The organism is Methylobacterium sp. D54C, from assembly GCF_053345595.1.
The window spans coordinates 107915-126644 of sequence record NZ_JBKFAK010000004.1 but is presented as its reverse complement, the minus strand read 5'-3'; the positions used below and the strand labels follow the sequence as shown (position 1 = coordinate 126644).

Genomic DNA, 18730 nt, shown 5'->3' with positions numbered 1-18730 from the left:
GAACAGGGATCCGAGCGGATCGGTCACGCGGCGTCCTCGTGGTGGTGATGGTCCGCGCCGCCGTGGTCGTGCGCCGCCGCGACGGCTCGCGGCCCGGCGCAGATCGCCGCGCCCTCGTCCCAGGCCTCGGACAGGTTGCGGGCGCGCGCGAGGTTCTCGGCCGTCAGGACCCGCGCGGTCGGACCCCAGGCCACGGGCTCTCGGGCGAGCAGCAGCGTCGTCGGGAAATCCGCGCGGACCTGCTGGAGGTCGTGGAGGGCCGCGACCACGGTCCGCCCCTCGGCGTGCCACGTGCGGATGAGTGCCAGGAGATCGTCGACCGTCCGCGCGTCGATGCCGGTGAACGGCTCGTCGAGGAGCACGACCGGGCAGTCCTGCAGGATCAGACGGGCGAACAGGGCGCGCCGGAACTGTCCGCCCGACAGGGTGCCGATCGGCCGCGCCGCGAAGCCGTCGAGGCCGACCGCGGCCAGCGCCGCCTCGATCGCCGGGCGCCGCCGGGTGAGGCTGCGCCACGCCCCCGCGCGCCGCCAGAGGCCCATGCCGGCGAGATCCATGACGGTGAGCGGGAAGCTCCGGTCGATCTCGTCGACCTGCGGCATGTAGGCGAGGGCGCCGGCGCGCTCGATGCGCCCGTCCAGGCAGCGGATTTCCCCGGCCATGCCCTTGAGGAGCGTCGACTTGCCGGCCCCGTTCGGGCCGACGAGGGCGAGCAGGTCGCCGGCCCGCACGGACCCGTCGAGGTGGTGGACCGCCGGATGCCGGTCGTAACCGAGGGTGAGACCGACGAGGCGGATCGGATCCGGGCGCGCGCCGCTCATGTCGCCAGCGCCCAGGCGATGGTCAGCCAGACCAGCGCCGAGAGCAGCGCGGCGAGCGCCAGCCGCAGGCCGATCCCGCTCTGGAACAGCGATCGCCGCGCCGCGTGTCTCGGGCTGGGAATGGTCGGCACGGGGTCCTCGTCGCGCGCTCACGCCGGCGCGGGCACCGCGCGGGGCTACTGGTGCGCTGCTGGGCGGCGGTGATACACTGTAACAAACCCGTGGGACAACCTGCGGATCACGTCTGGAGCGATCATGCACCGTCACGAGGGTCACGACGCGTGCCACGCCGGCACCGGTGACATGCTCGCGCGGGCCGAGGCCCTGTGTCGCGAGCGCGGTCTTCAGTTCACGCCCCTGCGCCGGGAGGTCCTCGAGGCGGTGGCCGAGTCCGCCAAGGCTCAGGGCGCCTACGACATCGCCGAGCGGCTGAGCGCGCCGGGCAAGCGCGTGGCCCCGGTCTCGGTCTACCGCGCCCTCGACTTCCTCATGGAGCAGGGGCTGGTCCACCGGATCGCGAGCCGCAACGCCTTCATCCCCTGCGCGCACGGCCACGCCCCCGGGGAGGGGGTCATCTTCCTGATCTGCCGCACCTGCGGCGGGGTCGACGAGGCCTCGTCGGAGGAAGTCGAGGGCAGCCTGGGGCGCACGCTGGAACGGGCCGGCTTCACCCCGACCCACAGCATTCTGGAGGTCGAGGGCGATTGCGGCGCCTGCCGGGAGCGGAAGCAGGCCCCCTGAGGCGCCACTTCCAGGGCGGACGGGCGCCGGGTGCCGGTCAGAAGGCGTTCTGGTAGGCGCGGCGCGAGACGACCGTCTGGATCATGATCTGGATGTCGAACCAGATCGACCAGTTGTCGATGTAGTGCAGGTCGCAGGCGACGCGCCGCTCCATGGCGAGGTCGGTCTGCGTCTCGCCGCGGTAGCCGTTGACTTGGGCCCAGCCGGTGATCCCGGGCTTCACATTGTGCCGGCGGGCGTAGAGGGCGATCCGGCGCTCGAAGCTCCGATCGTGCGCCAGCGCGTGCGGACGGGGGCCGACCAGCGACATCTCTCCGCGCAGGACGTTGATCAGCTGGGGCAGCTCGTCGAGGTTCGTCCGGCGCAGGATCGCGCCGATCCGGGTAATGCGGCTGTCGTTGCGGGTCGCCTGCCGGAAGGCGGCGTTCGGATCCGCCCGCATCGACCGGAACTTGAAGACGCCGAACGGCTGCTGGTTGAAGCCGTAGCGCTTCTGCCGGAAGAAGACCGGGCCGGGGCTGTCGAGCTTGATCGCCACCGCGATCGCGGCGAGCAGCGGCGACAGCGACACGAGGGCGATGGTCGCCACCGTCAGGTCGAGGGCGCGCTTCAGCATGACCTCGCCGACGTTGAGCGGACGGCGGCCGATGTTGATCCCCGAGACGCCGCCGACCCGGGCGACCTGCAGGTCCGGGAACCGGTCGAGGACCGCGCCGGGACGCAGGTGGAGGGCCGAGGGCACCCGCAGGAAGGCGTCGATGCAGCGCTCGACCTCCGCGGTGTCGGCCCAGGGCACCAGCACGAAGACGTCGTCCGGCCGCAGGAAGCGGACGACGGAGACGGCGAGGTCGAGATCCTCCTGCAACTGGTCGTGGCGCGTGGCCGCGTCGGCGCCGGGATCGACCCGCCGCAGGTAGCTCGTCCCGATGATCCGCGAGCCGAGCTGGTCGACCTCCTTGCCGGCGTAGAAGCGCGCGATGTCCTCCTCGTAGCCCACGAGGTGGATCCGGCTGGCGGTGGCCGATCCGGCGCTCAGCCGCTCGCGCACGAGCCGGCGCACCGCGGCCCGCGCCGCGATGAGCAGCGGCAGGCCGGCGGCGAAGATCCCGAGCGAGACGAGCCGCGAGTAATCGTTGGTCGTCTTCGTCATGAAGCTGACGACGAGCACGGCGGCCCAGGCGATCAGCCAGAGCGAGGCCACCCGCTGGACGCCCGGCTTCTGCGCCATCACGTTCTCGAGGCTGTACTCCTCGCGCAGGACGTTCGTGGCGACGATCACCAGCGCCAGCAGCGCCGACAGCCGCGAGCCGCGGACGAGACCCGCCCACACCGTGCCGTCCTGCGCGAGGACTTGGTAGGCGCATTCGAGGCCCAGCGTGACCGCCACGATCGTCGCGATGTCGGTGGCGGCGAGAGTCATGGAGAGGGCGATGCGTGCCAGCGCACGGCCGCGGCGCGGCAGCAGGGCCGACCACACATTGCGGCGGCGCTCCGCCGAGGTCGGCAGCGCCTGAAACGTCTCCGGAAGCCGATCGTGAAACATCTGACCCGCAACGTCCCGTCTTAGTCGGACTCTGTACCAGTCTGAGACACGAAAGGTTTCAGCGCCGCCTGGTGACGGTCACGGAGCAAGCCGCGGGCCCGGCGGGTTCACGATCGCAGTCACGGATGAGCGCTGCGACTTAGGGCCTGCTTCCGGAGGAGGCAATACATAGTTAATGCTGAGTGACTGTTCGGCGCAGCCGGCCGTCGCGAGGTTTGACGGGGGACCGTTTTCGCCGGAGCTATTTCAATTCACGCGGGTTTCTTTCATCGCGGTTTCAACCGGATGGGCGCCTCGAATGACCCCGACCGAAGGGCGGCCGGGGTCCGCCGCGTTCAGACGGCGTCCGCGTCCTGGCGCGCATCGGCCGTCCCGCCGACCGTCTGGATCGTCTCGAAACCCTCGAATTGGGGGTGGCCGAGATACAGGGGCTTGGTCGAGGGCACGCGTCCGTGCGCCTTGCGGAACTGCTCGGACCGGGTCCAGGCCTCGAAATCGGCCCGCGATCGCCAGATCGTGTGCGAGGCGTAGAGCACGTGGTCCTCGTGCTCCGGGCCGCGCAGCAGGTGAAACTCGACGAAGCCCGGCATCTCGCCGAGATGGCTGTCGCGCCCGAGCCAGACGGCCTCGAAATCCGCCGTCGCGTCCTTAACGACCTTGAAGCGATTCATCGCGATGAACATGCGTGCCTCCTGCGCGGTACCGAACCTACATGCCCCTGTGCTCCTAAGGGGTACCGCCGCGCGGCGACAAGGCGCACCTCGAAAGCAGCCCTGACCTCCACGTCGACATTTGAGCAACAATGTTGCAAAGATGTGTGGGCTTAAACTAGAAGATGTAACCTTTGACTTGCGAAGCTTGACAACTTGGTGTCCTACTGCGCCGCGGTTCACCTGTGTCGGGATCAGGGCTATAGCCGGATATCGGCACAGAGTACCGGCAACCTGGCGTGCAGGACATGCGACTAAGGGGCGGACGGTGAAGCGGCGCGACAGCGAGGCGAAGACACCCCGTCCGCAGGAGGATGCAGCCCACGCCATGGACAAGGATTCCTCCGGCCAGACAATGCCGAAGCAGACGACGGACGTCGATCGCCTCGTCGGCATCCGGATCACAGCGCTGCGCAAGGCTCGCGGCATGAGCCAGACCGCGCTGGGCAACGCGGTCGGCGTGACCTTCCAGCAGGTTCAGAAATACGAGAAGGGCCAAAACCGGGTCGGGGCCGGCCGGCTGCGCGAGATCGCGCGCCTCCTCGAGGTTCCGGTCTCCGCGTTCTTCGAGGAGAGCGAGCCGCGCGAGAACGCGCAGGAGGACGTGTTCGGCTTCCTCAGCGCCCACGGCGCCATCGAGCTGCTGCGCGCCTACGCCCAGATCGAGGACGAGCAGATGCGCCGCGACGTGCTCGCGCTGGTCCGCAGCGCCGCGCGACTCGCGCAGAACCGCGGCGCAACCGCGCCGACGACGGATCCGGCCTGACCGGCGCGCGAAACAGGCTTCACCTCGGGGACCTTCGAAGCGGCTGCGCCGAGCCCGGCGTCACGGCGGATCGGTCGCGATCAGGTGGAAGAAGCTGCCGGTGACGGGTCCGACCCGGTGGCCGGCCAGTCCCAGATCGACACCTTCGGCATCCGTCACGCGGGCGAGCGCCGTTTCCTCCGGCGCGATCGGCGAGAGCTCGCTGGCGTAGTGGAATTCGTGGCCGACGAGGCGCGTGCCCGCGGCGCCGAGCAGGCCGGATTCGCAGAGCCGCGCGACGCGATAGCCGAGATGCAGCTTGCGCCGGTGATACGAGGTCGCGACCGGTAGCAGTCCGGCCATGGCATGGGTCGCTCCGTCGGCATCCTGCAACGTCTCGCCCAGGACCATGTAGCCGCCGCACTCCCCGTGGACCGGCCGGGTCCGCGCGAAGCGGCGCAGCCTGTCCAGGAAGCGGGTCGCGCCGGCGATCGGGCCCGCGTGCAGTTCCGGATAGCCGCCCGGCAGCCAGCAGACGTCGCAATCCTCGGGCGGTCCCTCGTCGGCCAAGGGCGAGAATGGCACGAGCTCGGCGCCGGCCATCCGCCACCCGGTCTCGAGATGCGGGTAGAGGAAACTGAACGCCGCGTCCCGGGCGACCGCTACGCGCTGTCCGGGCGGCCGGGGCAGGCGGCCACCGGAGGGCGGTACGGTGCCGCTCGCGCAGGTCGCCACGGCGTCGAGGTCGATGCCCGCCTCCGCGAGGTCGGCGAGCCTGTCGAGGCGCGCTGCGAGATCCGCGGTCTCGCCGGCCTGGACGAGCCCCAGGTGGCGCTCGGGCAGGACGAGCTGCGCGTCGCGCATCAGCGCGCCGAGCACCGGCAGCCCCGCGCGCTCCATGCCGGCTTCGACGAGGCGCCGGTGACGGGCGCTCGCCACCTTGTTGAGGATCACGCCGGCGATCCGGATGCGGGGATCGTAGAGCTTGCAGCCGAGCGCCACGGCGGCCGCCGATTGCGCCGCGCCCGACACGTCCACCACGAGCACCACCGGCCAGCCGTAGCGCGCGGCGATGTCGGCATTCGCCCCGGTGCGGTTCTCGGCCGCCCGGACGCCGTCGAACAGGCCCATGGACCCCTCGGCGATCAGCAGATCGGCCGCCGCCGCCGTCGCGCCCGCCAGCGCGTCGAGGAGCGGCGGCGCCATGGCGAAGCTGTCGAGGTTGAAGCTCGGATGGCCGGTCGCGGCGTGGTGGAAGGCCGGATCGATGTAGTCCGGGCCGCACTTCGCGCCGCGCACCCGCAGGCCGCGCCGGGTGAGGGCGCGCATGAGCGCGAGGGCGACGGTCGTCTTGCCGGAGCTGGAGCGCGGCGCTGCGACGAGGAGGCCGGGGGCGCTCACGACCGCGACCCCACCGTGCCGCCGGGCCGGTAGCGCCGGTCGTAGTCGGGCGCGTAGAGGGCGCTCTCGCGGAACTCCGCGGCGCCCAGCGCCGGTCCGACCAGGATCAGGGCGGTGCGCTCCAGACCGGCCTCCGCGACGAGCCCGGGCAGCGCGGCGAGATCGCCTACGAGCGCCCGCTCGTCCGGCCAGGAGGCTCGGAACACCGCCGCCGCCGGGCAGGACGGGCCGTAGAAGGGGATCAGCTCGGCGGCGACGGCCTCGACGACGTGGATCGACAGGTGAATCGCCAGGGTCGCGCCGGTGGCCGCGTAGGCCGCCAGCGTCTCCCGCTCGGGCATGGCGCTCGCCCGCCCGGAGGTGCGGGTCAGGACCACGGTCTGGGCCACGCCCGGGACCGTCAACTCCCGACGCAGCAGCGCGGCCGCGGCCGCGAAGGCGGGGACACCCGGCGTCACCGTGTAGGGAATGGCCAGCGCGTCGAGCCGGCGCATCTGCTCGGCCAGGGCGCTCCAGATCGACAGGTCGCCGGAATGCAGGCGCGCCACGTCCTGGCCGGCCGCGTGCGCCGAACGGATCTCCGCCAGGATGGCGTCGAGGTCGAGGGGCGCGGTGTCGACGATCCGCGCGCCGGGCGGGCACCATCCCAGGATCTCGGGGGCGACGAGCGACCCGGCGTAGAGGCAGACGGGACAGGCGGCGATGCGGTCGCGCCCGCGCACCGTGATCAGGTCGGCCGCGCCGGGGCCGGCGCCGATGAAATGGACGGTCATGGTTCCTGTGTCGTGTCGTATCGGACGGCCAGGGCGCAAGTGGCGCGGTCGCTCGCGATCCGGGACAGGGCGAGGCGGCTCCGGGGCCCGGCGCCGGCGAGGGCCGCCGCCTCGGCCAGCGAGCCGACGCCGCGCAGGCGCTCGATCCGCGCCGAGCGGGTGACGATCTCGGCGTCGCGCGCCTCCAGCGCGGCGGCGGCGATGGGATGCGGTGCCAGGCCGAACCGGGCCGTCGCCGCGCGGATCGCCGGGTCCGACGCCCGGTCGTCCGCCGTGGCCACGGCCGCGAGGCTCGACCGCGCGACGCCGACCAGGGCGAGGGCGCGCTCGATCAGCTCCGCGATCTCCTCGGCCTCGGTGCCCCGGCGGAACCCGATGCCGGCGACCAGCGCTCCGGTCACGGCTTGGTCCAGGCCCACTGGATCACCGTCATGGCCGGGCGCCAGCCGTGCATTCCCCCGACCGGGCTCGCCCGCTCCACGCCGTAGCGGCGCAGGCTCCCGCCGTGCGCCGCGAAGGCCGCGAGCAGCGCGGCCTCGCCCTCGAGGGTCACGGCGTTGGCGACGCAGCGACCGCCGCCCCGCAGCGCCGCCAGCACGGTCGCGAGGACCCCCGGCTCCGAGACGCCGCCGCCGATGAACACCGCGTCCGGCGCGGGCAGGCCGGCGAGCGCGCCCGGTGCCGCGCCGGCGACGACGGCGAGGTCCGGGGCGCCGAGCGCGACGGCGTTGCGGCGGATCCGCTCGACGCGGTCCGGCCTTCCCTCGATCGCGGTGGCGCGCAGGCTCGCGTGGCGCAGCATCCACTCGATCGCGATCGAGCCGGCGCCCGCACCGACATCCCAGAGATGCTGTCCCGGATGCGGGCGCAGCGCCGACAGGGTCAGGGCCCGGATCTCGGATTTGGTCAGCTGCCCGTCATTCTCGAACAGGTCGTCGTCGAGGCCTGGCGCGAGGGGCAGGGCGCGGCCGGCACCCGCCACCGCGAGCGCCACCGTGTTCAGCGGATCGAAGTCGGCGCCGTCGGACGCGTCGGCGCGGAGCGTGCGGACGCGCTCGCGCGGCCCGCCCATCGCCTCCAGCACCGTCAGCGTCGACGCGCCGAAGCCCCGGTCGCGCAGCAGGGCGGCGAGAGCGCCGGGCGTCGTTCCGTCCCACGACAGGACGAGCAGCCGCGCCCCCGGCTGGAGATGCGGGACGATCCGGGTCAGCGCGCGACCGTGGAGCGTGACCAGTGCGCACTCGGCGAGCGGCCAGCCGAGCCGGGCACAGGCGAGGCTGAAGGCCGAGGGCTGCGGGAAGGCGCGGATCTCGTCCGCCGGCACCAGCCGGGCGATCTCGGCGCCGATGCCGTAGTGGAACGGGTCGCCCGTGGCGAGGATGCAGGTCGGCCGGCCGCGCCGCGCCAGGATCTCTGGATAGGCCTCGTGGATCGGGCTCGGCCAGGGCCGCGTCTCCGCGTCGAGCGGCCCGGCGAGGGCGAGGTGGCGCCGGCCGCCATAGACCACTTTAGCGGCGTCGAGCGCGGCGGCGGCGGACGGCGTCAGCCCGGCCCGACCGTCCTCGCCGATCCCGACGATCGACAGCCACGGGGCGCTCGACAGCGAGTCATCGCTCATGGACAAGGCGCCCATGAACACGCCGCCCCCGATCACCGGCACGATGCGGATCCTGATCCTCGGCGGGACCGGCGAGGCGAGCGCCCTGGTGCGATCGCTCGCGGGGCAGGCGGAGCGCGCCGTGACCCTCTCGCTGGCGGGCCGGACGGCGGCGCCGAAGCCCGAGCCGGTCCCGACCCGGATCGGCGGGTTCGGCGGCGCGGAGGGCCTCGCCCACTACCTGGAGGCCGAGGCGATCACCCGCCTGATCGACGCGACCCACCCATTCGCCGCGCGGATCTCGGCCAACGCCGCGCGCGCGGCGGCCCTGACGGGCGTGCCGCTCCTCGCGATCCGCAGGCCGGCCTGGAGCCGGGAGCCCGGCGACGACTGGGTCGAGGTCGACCGGATGGAGGAGGCGGTCGCCGCCCTCGGCCCTGAGCCCCGGCGCGTGTTCCTGACGATCGGCCGGCAGGAGGCCGGGGTCTTCGCGGCGGCGCCGCAGCACAGCTATCTCGCGCGGACGGTCGAGCCGCTGGGCGGGATCCTTCCGGTGCCGCATCTGACCGCCCTGGAGGCGCGCGGACCGTTCGACGCCGCGTCCGAGACGGCCCTGATGCGGGCCAGCCGGATCGAGATCGTGGTCAGCAAGAACGCGGGCGGCGCGGCGACCTACGGCAAGATCGCGGCGGCGCGCGGCCTCGGCATCCCGGTCGTGATGGTGCGGCGGCCGGGCAAGCCCGACGTGACGAGCGTCGCGGACGCCGCGGGCGCGCGCCGCTGGTTGGACGCGGGCGATCACGCCGATCCCTCGACCTTGCGGGCGGTGTAGACGAAGGGCGCCCGGCCCGCGCGCGGGATCAGCCGCGTCGTCGAGGCGCCCAGGATCACCATCGTGGCCATGTCGGCCGGCACCGCGGGCGCCTCGGCGAGGGTCGCGACGCGGATCGCCTCGTCCGGCCGGCTGACGGCGCGGGCGAACATCACCGGCGTCTCGGGCGCGCGGATCCCGGCCGCGATCTCCAGCGCCGCCCCGAGCTGCCAGGGCCGGGCGGTGGAGATCGGGTTGTAGAGCGCCACCACGAAATCCGCGCGCAGCACCGCCTCCAGCCGCGCGGTCACGACCGGCCAGGGTTTCAGGTTGTCCGAGAGCGAGAGCGCGCAGAAGTCGCCGCCGAGCGGTGCCCCGAGCCGGGCCGCGGCGGCGAGCATCGCGGTGATGCCCGGCTCCACCGTGATGGCGAGGTCGCGCCAGCCGGGCTCGCCGTACTCGACCGCCTCGAACACCGCCGCCGCCATGGCGAAGACGCCGGGATCGCCGCCGGAGACGACCGCGACCCTGCGCCCGGAGGCGGCGAGCTGCAGCGCGTGGCGCGCCCGGTCGACCTCCACCCGGTTGTCGCTGGCGTGCCGGACGAGGCCGGGCCGCTCGGGAACGCGGGCCACGTAGGGGAAATAGCCGACGACGTCCTCCGCCGCGTCCAGCGCCCGGCGGGCCGACTCGGTCAGCAGGGCCGCGTCGCCCGGCCCGAGGCCGACGACGGTGAGGCTTCCGCTCACGGTCGGCGGCCCTCTCCGGGCAGGAGCACCATCGAGAAGTAGGGCGCGTCGTCGTCGGCCTTGTCGGCCAGCATCACGACCCGCTCGCCCGCCATCGTGCCGCGCTCCACGTAGACGGCGCGCGCCAGCAGCCCGGCGGCCGACAGGGCGGCCCGCACCTTCGGCAGGTGGCGCCCGAGCTTCATCACCACGGCCGCGTCGGTGCCGCGCAGGCGCTCGGTCAGCGCGTCGAGCGACAGGGTCGCCGGCAGGACGGTGAGGACGTCGTCGCCCCAGGTGATCGGCGTGCCGGCCCGGGTCCAGCAGCCTGACATGCCGGTGACGCCTGGAACCACCTCCACGGGGAAGCGGTCCTTCAGGCGCCGCCACAGGTGCATGAACGAGCCGTAGAAGAACGGGTCGCCCTCCGACAGGATCGCGACGTCCCGCCCGGCGCCCAGGTGATCGGCAAGCTGCCCGGCCGCGTCGTCGTAGAAGCCGGCCAGCGCCGCCACGTAGTCCGGGTGCTCGGGGTGGATCTCGGTCGTGTAGGGATAGGCGAGGGCCATCTCGCGGGCCGGGTCGCGCAGGATCGCGTCCGCGATGGTGCGGGCATTGCCCCGCCGGCCGCGCTTGCAGAAATGCACCAGCACGGGCGCGCGCATCAGGATGCGCTGCGCCTTCACGGTCAGCAGCTCCGGATCGCCCGGGCCCATCCCGACGCCGTAGAGCGTGCCCGTCACCGCGGCCGCGGGGATCTCCTCGGTCGGGCCGTCGAGGCGCTCGAAACCGTCCATCACTCGACCTCGCTGGCGAGCGCGTTGACCGCCGCGGCCGTCATGGCGCTGCCGCCGCGCCGCCCGTGCACGACCACGAACGGCACGCGGCCGTCCCGCGCCAGGGCCTCCTTGGACTCCGCCGCGCCGACGAAGCCCACCGGGATGCCGACCACCGCGGCGGGCGGTGCCACGCCGGCATCGAGCAGCTCCAGGAGGCGGAACAAGGCGGTCGGGGCGTTGCCCACCGCCACGACGCTGCCCGGGAGATGCTCCCGCCACAGCTCCATGGCGGCCGCGGACCGGGTCGTGCCGAGGCTCTGGGCGAGATCCGGCACGCGCGGGTCGCCCAGGGTGCAGATCACCCTGTTGTCGGCGGGCAGGCGGGCCCTGGTGACGCCGTCGGCGACCATGCGGACGTCGCACAGGATCGGCGCGCCGGCCTTCAAGGCCGCGACGCCGGCCTCGGCGAAACCGGGCGCCATCTCCACGTCGGCCGGCAGGTCGGTCATGCCGCAGGCATGGATCATGCGGACGACGACGCGCTCGGCGGCGCCCGACCAGCGCCCGAGATCGGACTCGGCGCGGATCATCGCGAAGGAGCGCGCGTAGATAGCGCCGCCGTCGCGGATGTAGTCGTAGCGGGACGGGGACTCGTGGGCCGCGGCCGGCTCCGATCCTGTCTGGCGCAGGGCGTTCTGGCTCGCGCTCATGCCGGTCTCCTGGTCCTCCCGCATTCTGAAGGGGCTGTCTCCGGCGCGAAGGCGGCGGAGAGCCCGTCGATCTCGGCCCTTCCTAGCCGCTCCAGCACGGCCTCGATAGGGAGATCCATCGCCGGCTCATCGCCGGGCGCACCCCCGATCACCACGCCGTAGAGCCCGTCCCGGCCGACGAGGGTCAGGTCGGCCGGGCCCGGCCGTGCGCAGCCCTTGGCGCAGCCCGAGACGTGCGCGGCGCGGCCCGTGGCCGCCAGGGGGCCGAACGCCCCCGCGAGGCGGGCCGCGTCCGCGAGCGTGGGAGTCGATCCGGAGGCGCAGCCCGGCGCCCCCGTGCAGGCCGCGATCGCGCGCCGCGGATCGTCGGGCACGACGATGAACTCCGCCGTGAGCGCCGCCGTCGCAGCCGCCGCTTCGGCAGCGGCCGGCGCCAGCATCACGAAGCCGCGCGTGGGGGAGAGGCGGATCTCGTCGGAGCCGATCGCCGCTGCCGTTGCCGCGATCCGGTCGAGGGCGTCGGCAGTGCAGCGACCGAAGGGCGCGTCGACGGCGACGCTCCGAAGGTCGTGTCCGCCCGCCGGACGCGCCGGCTCCTGTTCCGGAGCGAAGCCCTGGTACGCCTGCGCCGGTCCGGCGCGGGTATCTCCTGACGGAAGCGCCACGGCCAGTGCCGCCAGTTCGTCGTCCGACAGGTCGCGCATCCGGCGCCGGCCGGTCCGCGCGAAGGCGCCGAGCAGGGCCGCCACGTGGCCCGGCGCCGCGTCCTCCGCGCAGGTCAGGAGCGTCCGCTGGGTCTCACCGTGCGCGATCGTGATCGCGACGCGGCCCGGCTCCTCGGCGGCGACGCAGAGATCCGCCTCCGGCAGCGCCCGGCCGGGGCGGCCCTCGACGGCGACCAGGGTCTTGGCCGGCAACCCCGGGATCGCGAGCCCCGCGGTCTCGATCGCCCGGGCGAGGGCCGGCACGTCGATCGTCTCGTCCGGGTCGTGGCCGGCCAGGGGGCTCGTGAGCGTCAGGCGCTGGGGGCCGCCGTCGGCGCGCACGTCGCCGAGGCCCCGGGCCGCGAGCCAGGTGGCCAGCGGCGCGCGCGTCGCCTCGGAGACGCCGCGAATCTGGAGATTCGCCCGTGCGGTCAGATCTAGGTGCCCGTTCCCGAAGAGCCGCGCGCCCTTCGCCACGGCGCGGGCCTGATCGAGGGTCAGGATCCCGAGCGGCGGGTGGACGCGCGCGAGCAGGCCGTCACCCGTCGGCATGGGACGCGTCAGACCGGGGCACCAGCCCCGGCGGGCAGGCGCTTCGGACAGGACGCGCCGATGCGGGGTGGTGCTCACTCGGCGGCCTCGCGCATCAGGGCGTCGGCCGGGAGGGCGTTGCGTCGGCTGTGCCAGAGGCCGCGGTCCCGGGCCTCGTCGAACCGCTCCAGGATCGCGCGGGCCGCGGCAGGGTTGGCGGCGCGCAGGCGCTCGAACACCTCGGCGTCGGCGATCCAGGCCGCGTAGAGCGCCTCGAAGCCTGCATCCGTCACCGCGTCGCTCGCGGCGGCCAGGACGAAGACCGCGTCGAGCCCCTGGGCGAGTTCCTGCGCCCCCCGGTAACCGTGGCGCAGCTGGGCCGCGATCCAGCGGGGATCGGCGAGGCGCCCGCGGATCAGGCGGGCCGCGTCCTCGCGGGCCGTCCGCGCCTTCGGCCGTTCCGGGACCGACACGTCGAGGCTGTAGAGGGCGGGGCTCGCCCCCTCCAGGGCGGCGGCCGCCGCGAAACCGCCCATCGCGTCGACGGCGGCGTCGCCGTCGAACAGGTCGCGCTCGGCCACGTCGAAGGCGTGGAGATAGGCGTCGGCCGCCGCGACGCGGGCGGCGAAATCGGCGTCGGGCCCGTCGCGGTCGCCGTAGGCGTGGCCGCTCGCGGCCAGGTAGGCGCGGCCGAGGTCGGCGCGGCCGTCCCAGGCGCCGTCGAGGGCCGTGGCGGCGGTGCCGGCGCCGTAGCGGCCGGGCGCGGCCCCGTAGACGCGCACCGACGCGTCGCCCCGCCGGCGCGCCGCCGCGAGGGGATTCTCGTCGTCGGTCTCGTCCCGGTCCGCCACGGCGCGGGCGGCGCGGTCGAGCAGCGCCAGCGTGTCGGGGAAGGTGTCGCGGAACGCGCCGGAGACGCGGACGGTGACGTCGATCCGCGGCCGGTCCAGCATGGCGAGGGGCAGGATCTCGAAGCCGGTGACGCGGGTGCTGGCATGGTCCCAGACCGGCCGCACGCCCATCAGGGCGAGGGCGTGGGCCACGTCCTCGCCGCCGGTGCGCAGGGTCGGCGAGGCCCAGAGATCCATGACGATCCGGGCCGGATAGGCGCCCTCGTCCTGGAGGTAGCGGGTCACCACGGCGGCGGCCGCCTTCTCGCCGAGGAGCGCGGCGGCGCGGCTCGGGATGGCCCGCGGGTCGAGGGTCGCGAGGTTGCGCCCGGTCGGGAGCACGTCGGCCCGCCCACGCGACGGCGAGCCCGAGGGGCCCGGCCGGACGAACCGCCCGTCGAGGGCCGCGAGCAGGCCGGCCCGCTCGGAGTCCGCGCTCGCCGCGACGGCGTCCGCGGCCCGGTCCGGGGCGCGGGCGAAGACGTGCAGGCCGTCGCGGAAGACGGTCTCGCCGAGATCGCAGAGATGCGCGTCGAGTCGCGTCAGCGCCTCGTCCATCGGCGTGTCCGCGCCGATCCCGGCCCCGTCCAGCAGTCCGGCCGCTCCGGCCTCCTCCAGGATGGCACGGGCGATGAGGTCGGCCCGGCGGGGATCGAGCACGCTGGCGGCGGAATACTCCTCCACCAGCTCGCGGAGGCGGGCCGCCTCTGGCGTCAGCGCGTGGACGGCGGTGTCGGGCGTCAGATGCCCGAGCGCGACCCCGCCCAGGCGGCGCTTGAGCGGCGCGGCCTCGCCCGGGTCGTCGACGATGAACGGGTAGATCACGGGCAGCCCGCCGACGCACAGCGCCGGGAAGCAGGCGGGTGACAGGGCCACGGCCTTGCCCGGCAGCCACTCCGCGGTGCCGTGCGTGCCGAGCTGCACCAGGGCGTCGAATTGCTGCCGCAGGCCGAGATGGAAGGCCAGGTAGGCGTGGGTCGGGGCGCGGTCGAGATCGTGGTAGCCGGTCTTGCGATCAGGGTCGCGGCCGCGGTCGGGCTGGAGAAAGACCGCGAGGCCGCCGTCCCGGACCATCCGGAACCGGAACGCGCCGTCGACGCAGGCGGGGTCCGCCTCGGCCTCGCCCCAGCTGCCGGTGACGGCGGCGCGGACGTCCTCGGAGAGCGTGCGCCACCACGTCGCGTAGGCCGCGAGCGGCACCCGGAACGCGGGCGGCCCCTCCGTGAGCGCCGCCATCAGCGCTCCGGCCTCCGGCAGCGCGCCGGCCGCGTAGCCCGCGGCCGCGAGGTCGGCGGCGATCGCGCGGGCGCTCGCGGGCGTGTCGAGGCCGACCGCGAAGCCGGCCCGGCCGCCGCGGGCGGGATAGTCCGACAGGACCAGGGCGACGCGCCGCGCCGCCGGGGGCAGGGAGGCCAGCCGCAGCCATCCCGCGGCCCGGTCGGCCAGCGCGGCGATTCCGGCCTCGTAGGGCACGGCGCGCCGCTCGGCGAAGCCGGCGATCTCGGCGCTCTCCTCCTTGAACGAGATCGGGAAGCCCGAGAGCCGGCCGTCGAATTCCGGCAGCGCGACCTGCATGGCGAGATCGGCCGCGCCGAGACCGCGGGCGGAGGCCTCCCAGGCCGCGCGGGGTGACCCCACCGTGAAGGCCTGGAGAACCGGGCAGTCGCCGCCGTCGAGCACGAAGCCGGTCTCGTCCTCGCGGGCCGAGAAGGCGGTGGCGGCGATCACGAGATCGGGCCTGCGCGCGCGCACGGCCGCGGCGACCGCGGCGGCGGCCTGCGGCTCCTTCAGGCTCGACACGGCCATCGGCAGCACGCCGATCCCGCGCGCCCGCAGGGCGGCGGCGAGGGCGACGAACGGGCCGGTGTCGCCGCCGAGCACGGCGGAGCGGTAGATCAGCAGGAGCGCGACGGGCTCCGCCGCGCTGCGCGCTCCGGCGAGCGGGACCGCGGTCGCGGCCGCGGCGAGGGCTGCTTCAAGGGACAGGACCCCGCAGCCGGGGCACCAGGGAAACCCGCGCGGGAGCGGCTGCGGCGGCTCGACCGGGCCGTCGGCGCCCAGGCGGATCGCGAGGCGCCGCAGCATCCGCCTCAGGTTGTCGGGGCCGCCGGCCCGGAAATAGGCGTCGAGCTGCCCGGCGAGGTCGGGATCGGTGGAGAAGGCGGCGAGGCGCGGATCCGGCCGGTCGTCGCCCGGCAGGACCGCGAGGACGACGCCGTGCGCCCGCGCGGCCTCGGCGCAGCGCTCGATCCCGTAGCGCCAGTAATCGAGGCCGCCCAGGCAGCGGATCACCACGACCTTGGCGCGCGCCACGACGCGCTCGACGTAGAGGTCGACCGAGAGCGGGTGCCGCAGCCTGGCGAGCTTCGCGAGCCGCAGGCTCGGCAGGCCGGGCTCCGCGGCGTGGGCCTGCCCGACCGACGCGAGGTCGCTGTCGGTGAAGGACAGCACCACGAGGTCGCCGGGCTCCTGCCCGAGATCCACGGCCGCCTCGCCCTCGTCGAGGGAGATGGCATCGATGCGCACGAGGTGCACCGCGGCGGCCCCTAGAGCGAGTCCGGGCGGGCGTGCGCGACCGGCCTCATCCCGCGATGGCCGCCGCGACGGCGTCCTTGTCGAAGCCTTTGAGGCCGATCACCACCAGCGTCCCGTCGCGGGCTTCCCCGGCCCGCCAGGGGCGGTCGAAATGATGGGTCACGCGTCGGCCGACACCCTGCACCACGAGGCGCATCGGCTTGCCCTCGACCTCGGCGAAGCCCTTGATGCGCAGGACGCCGGCGGCCTCGGCCGCCGCCTCGACCCGTGCCGCGAGATCCCCCGCGGTCACCGCCGGGCGCACCGGCAGCGCCACGGTCTCGAAATCGTCGTGGTCATGGTCCTCGCCCTCGCCGTGATGCGAGGGTCGGGCGTCGAGATCGTCCTCGGCGGCCGCGCCGAGGCCGAGCAGCACCCGCGGGTCGATCGCGCCGTTCTCGGTCTCGACCACCTTCACGGCGCGGGGCAGGTGCCCCTCGACCTCGGCGCGGACCCGCGCCCGCGTCGCGGCGTCGATCAGGTCGGCCTTGTTGACGACCACGAGGTCGGCGCAGAGGAGCTGGTCCTCGAACACCTCCTCCAGGGGGTTGTCGTGGTCGACCGACTGGTCGGCGGCCCGCTGGGCCGCCAGGGCCTCCGGATCCTCCGCGAAGGCGCCCGAGGCCACCGCCGGGCCGTCGACCACCGCGACCACGCCGTCGACGGTCACCCGCGAGCGGATCGCCGGCCACTGGAACGCCTGGACCAGCGGCTTCGGCAGGGCGAGGCCGGAGGTCTCGATCAGGATGTGCTCCGGCGGCTCGGCGCGACCGAGAAGGGTCTCTAGCGCCGGCACGAAATCGTCCGCGACCGTGCAGCAGATGCAGCCGTTCGGCAGCTCGACGATGGCGTCCTCGGTGCAGCCCTCGACGCCGCAGGCGGCCAGGAAGGACTTGTCGAAGCCGATGTCGCCGAACTCGTTCACCAGGATCGCGAGGCGGCGCCCCTTGGCGTTCTCCACCACGTGGCGGACGAGGGTCGTCTTGCCGGCCCCAAGGAAGCCGGTGACGATGGTGCAGGGGATCTTGTTCACGAGGGTCATTCCGCGGGCTCCAGGGTGCCGGCGGGGACCGGGCGGGGTTCTGGGAAAGGGGGGATGCGGGCGATCACGCCCTTGCGGAACGCCTCCGGACGCTCGCGCCAGGGCACGATGCCGTCCGGGGTCGCCGCGTAGGCGGCGAGCCCGCCGAGGATGATCTCGGCCGAGGCGGCCGGATCCATGTCGCCGTAGACGTAGGTCCAGCGGTCGGCCGCGGCGACCGCCACGGTGCAGGGCCGCTTGCAGACCGACAGGCACTCCACCGCCTCGACCCGCAGGTCCGGCGTGGCGCCGCTCCGCGCCCGGAGCGCCTCCAGCAGGCGGGCCCCGGCGCGGGGGCCGTCGGGGTCGTCGTCCGGCCGGCGGCAGGTGGTGCAGACGTAGAGAACGGTCTCAGGCACGGGCCGCTCCCCGATCCGCGCCGCGGGCGAAGGCCTGCCACGCCCAGCCGAGCCCCAGCCCGATCAGGATCCAGAACACGAAGCTGATCGCGAGCGACCGCGCGGCGAATTGCGCGGCGAGCGCGGCCGGAAGTTCGGACGCGGCCTCGGGCGCCTGCGGGGCACCGACGACGTGCGGCGCGATGATCAGGACGAGCCCCCCGAGGATCGTGATCAGCGCGCGGCGGATGGTGATCAGGTAGAGCCCCATCCCGGTCGCCGCGGCGGTCATCACCCACCACGCCTGCCGTGTCGCGAGCGGGGCCGCCGCGCTGCCGGGCAGTTCCGGCGGCAGGCCGAGGCCCGGCGCGAGGGCGACGCTGGCGAAGGCGGCCACCGCGAAGGCGAGGCCGACCTGCGGCGTGGGCTCGCGGCCGCAGGCGAGCATCACCGCGCCGAGCAGCAGCGCGTAGCCGACGCCGCCCACGAGGGTCGCGAGCCCGGTGAAGGCCATCCGCGGCAGGCCGGGCGCGGGCTGCCATTCCGGCGCGGCGTCGGGCGCGGCGTGGTCGTGCCCGGCATGGGCCAGCACGATCGGGAACGCCCTGACCGGGAGCGCCTTGGCAGCCCGGTTCGGCGCCTCCTGCTGCTCGTAGCGCTCGGCCGCGACGATCAGCGGCGAGGTCAGCGTGAGTTCGAGGCCCGTCACGATGGCAGCCGCGAAGAAGCCGGCGGCGAGGGCCGCCGACAGGAGCCGGATGATCATCCCTGGTCCGGGGACGTCAGTGGCAGGGGAAGTTCTGGGTGTGCCGGAAATCGTGCGCCGCGTTGTGGAGCGCGATCGCCGGCGAGAAGCCCGCCATGAACAGCAGGCCGAGGCCCAGCACGGCCGCGAGTGCGACGGCGATCGGGCGCTCCGCGGCGCGGGTGCCGGCGGCGACGGGGGCGAGGGTTTGCGTCGTCATCAGAAGCGTCTCCAGCCGCCCCACCGGCGGCATTGCGGGATCCTGTCGCGACGGCAGGTCTCCTGGCTCGCGGCTCGGCGCGCCCACCGCCTTCCCGGATCGCTCCGGTGGCGCTTGGCGGGCGCTCGCCGCTCACAGTTGCGGGGGCAGCCGCGGAATCGGGGCTTCAAACCCCTCACCGCATTCCCTTTTCACCCCGTCTCCGGGGCACCGTCGCCCGGCCGTTGTAGACGCATGACCGCCGGGACACAACGGAGCGGCGCCGGATCGCGGCCGTTTCCCGCGCCC

The 18730-nt window shown here is 74.4% G+C and carries 20 protein-coding genes and 1 riboswitch; of the genes, 3 read left to right on the top strand and 17 right to left on the bottom strand.

What is annotated here, in order from left to right; translation table 11 throughout:
• Nucleotides 1–23: 23 nt before the first annotated feature.
• Entirely contained in the window at nucleotides 24–821 is a 798-nt protein-coding gene (locus ACLBYB_RS11880) for a metal ABC transporter ATP-binding protein (protein ID WP_447698883.1), read from the bottom strand.
• On the bottom strand, nucleotides 818–952 hold the full coding sequence (locus tag ACLBYB_RS11875; RefSeq protein WP_020094646.1) for a hypothetical protein: 135 nt from the start codon (nucleotides 950–952) through the stop codon (nucleotides 818–820). Before ACLBYB_RS11875 ends, ACLBYB_RS11880 begins: the two co-directional genes overlap by 4 nt.
• Nucleotides 953–1076: 124 nt before the next feature.
• Here ACLBYB_RS11875 and ACLBYB_RS11870 point away from each other — a divergent pair, with 124 nt between their 5' ends.
• Nucleotides 1077–1562, top strand: a complete 486-nt coding sequence (locus ACLBYB_RS11870; protein ID WP_020094645.1) for a transcriptional repressor — start codon at nucleotides 1077–1079, stop codon at nucleotides 1560–1562.
• 37 nt (nucleotides 1563–1599) lie between these two features.
• Here ACLBYB_RS11870 and ACLBYB_RS11865 read toward each other — a convergent pair whose 3' ends face one another.
• Together ACLBYB_RS11865 and ACLBYB_RS11860 are read right to left on the bottom strand one after the other, a co-directional pair.
• Nucleotides 1600–3105 carry an undecaprenyl-phosphate glucose phosphotransferase gene (locus tag ACLBYB_RS11865; RefSeq protein ID WP_447698882.1) on the bottom strand — a complete coding sequence of 502 codons (1506 nt, stop codon included), beginning with the start codon at nucleotides 3103–3105 and terminating at the stop codon, nucleotides 1600–1602.
• A gap of 335 nt (nucleotides 3106–3440) precedes the next feature.
• Nucleotides 3441–3788, bottom strand: coding sequence for an antibiotic biosynthesis monooxygenase family protein (locus ACLBYB_RS11860; protein WP_042672224.1), 348 nt, complete (start codon nucleotides 3786–3788; stop codon nucleotides 3441–3443).
• Between the two features lie 355 nt (nucleotides 3789–4143).
• On the opposite strand from ACLBYB_RS11860, the gene ACLBYB_RS11855 reads away from it, so the two are divergent.
• Entirely contained in the window at nucleotides 4144–4581 is a 438-nt protein-coding gene (locus tag ACLBYB_RS11855; RefSeq protein ID WP_447698881.1) for a helix-turn-helix domain-containing protein, read from the top strand.
• Nucleotides 4582–4641: 60 nt separating this feature from the next.
• On the opposite strand, the gene ACLBYB_RS11850 is transcribed toward ACLBYB_RS11855, so the two are convergent.
• From ACLBYB_RS11850 to cbiE, 4 genes are read right to left on the bottom strand one after another with little or no spacing between them, the layout of a single operon-like run.
• Nucleotides 4642–5961, bottom strand: a complete 1320-nt coding sequence (locus ACLBYB_RS11850; protein WP_447698880.1) for a cobyrinate a,c-diamide synthase — start codon at nucleotides 5959–5961, stop codon at nucleotides 4642–4644.
• Nucleotides 5958–6734 (bottom strand): precorrin-4 C(11)-methyltransferase, encoded by a 777-nt coding sequence (gene cobM / locus ACLBYB_RS11845; RefSeq protein WP_020094640.1) that lies wholly within the window; start codon nucleotides 6732–6734, stop codon nucleotides 5958–5960. Before cobM ends, ACLBYB_RS11850 begins: the two co-directional genes overlap by 4 nt.
• A complete protein-coding gene (locus ACLBYB_RS11840) occupies nucleotides 6731–7135 on the bottom strand; it encodes a cobalamin biosynthesis protein (protein WP_447698879.1) in 405 nt (134 codons plus the stop codon). The genes cobM and ACLBYB_RS11840 overlap by 4 nt, the downstream gene beginning before the upstream one ends.
• Nucleotides 7132–8352, bottom strand: coding sequence for a precorrin-6y C5,15-methyltransferase (decarboxylating) subunit CbiE (cbiE, locus tag ACLBYB_RS11835; RefSeq protein ID WP_447699057.1), 1221 nt, complete (start codon nucleotides 8350–8352; stop codon nucleotides 7132–7134). The genes ACLBYB_RS11840 and cbiE overlap by 4 nt, the downstream gene beginning before the upstream one ends.
• A gap of 13 nt (nucleotides 8353–8365) precedes the next feature.
• On the opposite strand from cbiE, the gene ACLBYB_RS11830 reads away from it, so the two are divergent.
• Complete coding sequence (locus tag ACLBYB_RS11830; RefSeq protein ID WP_447698878.1) at nucleotides 8366–9163, top strand: cobalt-precorrin-6A reductase; 798 nt, start codon at nucleotides 8366–8368, stop codon at nucleotides 9161–9163.
• Here the strand turns inward: ACLBYB_RS11830 and cobJ are convergent.
• From cobJ to ACLBYB_RS11785, 9 genes are all read right to left on the bottom strand, one after another.
• Nucleotides 9130–9891, bottom strand: a complete 762-nt coding sequence (cobJ, locus tag ACLBYB_RS11825; protein ID WP_020094636.1) for a precorrin-3B C(17)-methyltransferase — start codon at nucleotides 9889–9891, stop codon at nucleotides 9130–9132. The two genes, ACLBYB_RS11830 and cobJ, sit on opposite strands and share 34 nt — an antisense overlap.
• The gene (locus ACLBYB_RS11820; RefSeq protein WP_012320065.1) at nucleotides 9888–10667 is read right to left on the bottom strand and encodes a precorrin-2 C(20)-methyltransferase; all 780 of its coding nucleotides are present in this window, start codon (nucleotides 10665–10667) and stop codon (nucleotides 9888–9890) included. The genes cobJ and ACLBYB_RS11820 overlap by 4 nt, the downstream gene beginning before the upstream one ends.
• Nucleotides 10667–11359 carry a precorrin-8X methylmutase gene (locus ACLBYB_RS11815; RefSeq protein ID WP_447698877.1) on the bottom strand — a complete coding sequence of 231 codons (693 nt, stop codon included), beginning with the start codon at nucleotides 11357–11359 and terminating at the stop codon, nucleotides 10667–10669. Before ACLBYB_RS11815 ends, ACLBYB_RS11820 begins: the two co-directional genes overlap by 1 nt.
• A complete protein-coding gene (locus ACLBYB_RS11810) occupies nucleotides 11356–12615 on the bottom strand; it encodes a precorrin-3B synthase (protein WP_447698876.1) in 1260 nt (419 codons plus the stop codon). Before ACLBYB_RS11810 ends, ACLBYB_RS11815 begins: the two co-directional genes overlap by 4 nt.
• 74 nt (nucleotides 12616–12689) lie before the next feature.
• Nucleotides 12690–16019, bottom strand: coding sequence for a cobaltochelatase subunit CobN (gene cobN / locus ACLBYB_RS11805; protein WP_447698875.1), 3330 nt, complete (start codon nucleotides 16017–16019; stop codon nucleotides 12690–12692).
• Nucleotides 16020–16065: 46 nt separating this feature from the next.
• Nucleotides 16066–17100: a cobalamin biosynthesis protein CobW gene (cobW, locus tag ACLBYB_RS11800; protein WP_447682362.1), complete on the bottom strand. Its 1035-nt coding sequence runs from the start codon at nucleotides 17098–17100 to the stop codon at nucleotides 16066–16068.
• Entirely contained in the window at nucleotides 17097–17498 is a 402-nt protein-coding gene (locus tag ACLBYB_RS11795) for a DUF1636 domain-containing protein (protein ID WP_020094630.1), read from the bottom strand. The genes cobW and ACLBYB_RS11795 overlap by 4 nt, the downstream gene beginning before the upstream one ends.
• Entirely contained in the window at nucleotides 17491–18243 is a 753-nt protein-coding gene (locus ACLBYB_RS11790; protein WP_447682360.1) for a CbtA family protein, read from the bottom strand. The genes ACLBYB_RS11795 and ACLBYB_RS11790 overlap by 8 nt, the downstream gene beginning before the upstream one ends.
• A 16-nt stretch (nucleotides 18244–18259) precedes the next feature.
• Nucleotides 18260–18442 carry a CbtB domain-containing protein gene (locus ACLBYB_RS11785; RefSeq protein WP_447682359.1) on the bottom strand — a complete coding sequence of 61 codons (183 nt, stop codon included), beginning with the start codon at nucleotides 18440–18442 and terminating at the stop codon, nucleotides 18260–18262.
• Nucleotides 18443–18477: 35 nt separating this feature from the next.
• Nucleotides 18478–18672, bottom strand: a riboswitch (cobalamin riboswitch).
• Between the last annotated feature and the right edge of the window lie 58 nt (nucleotides 18673–18730).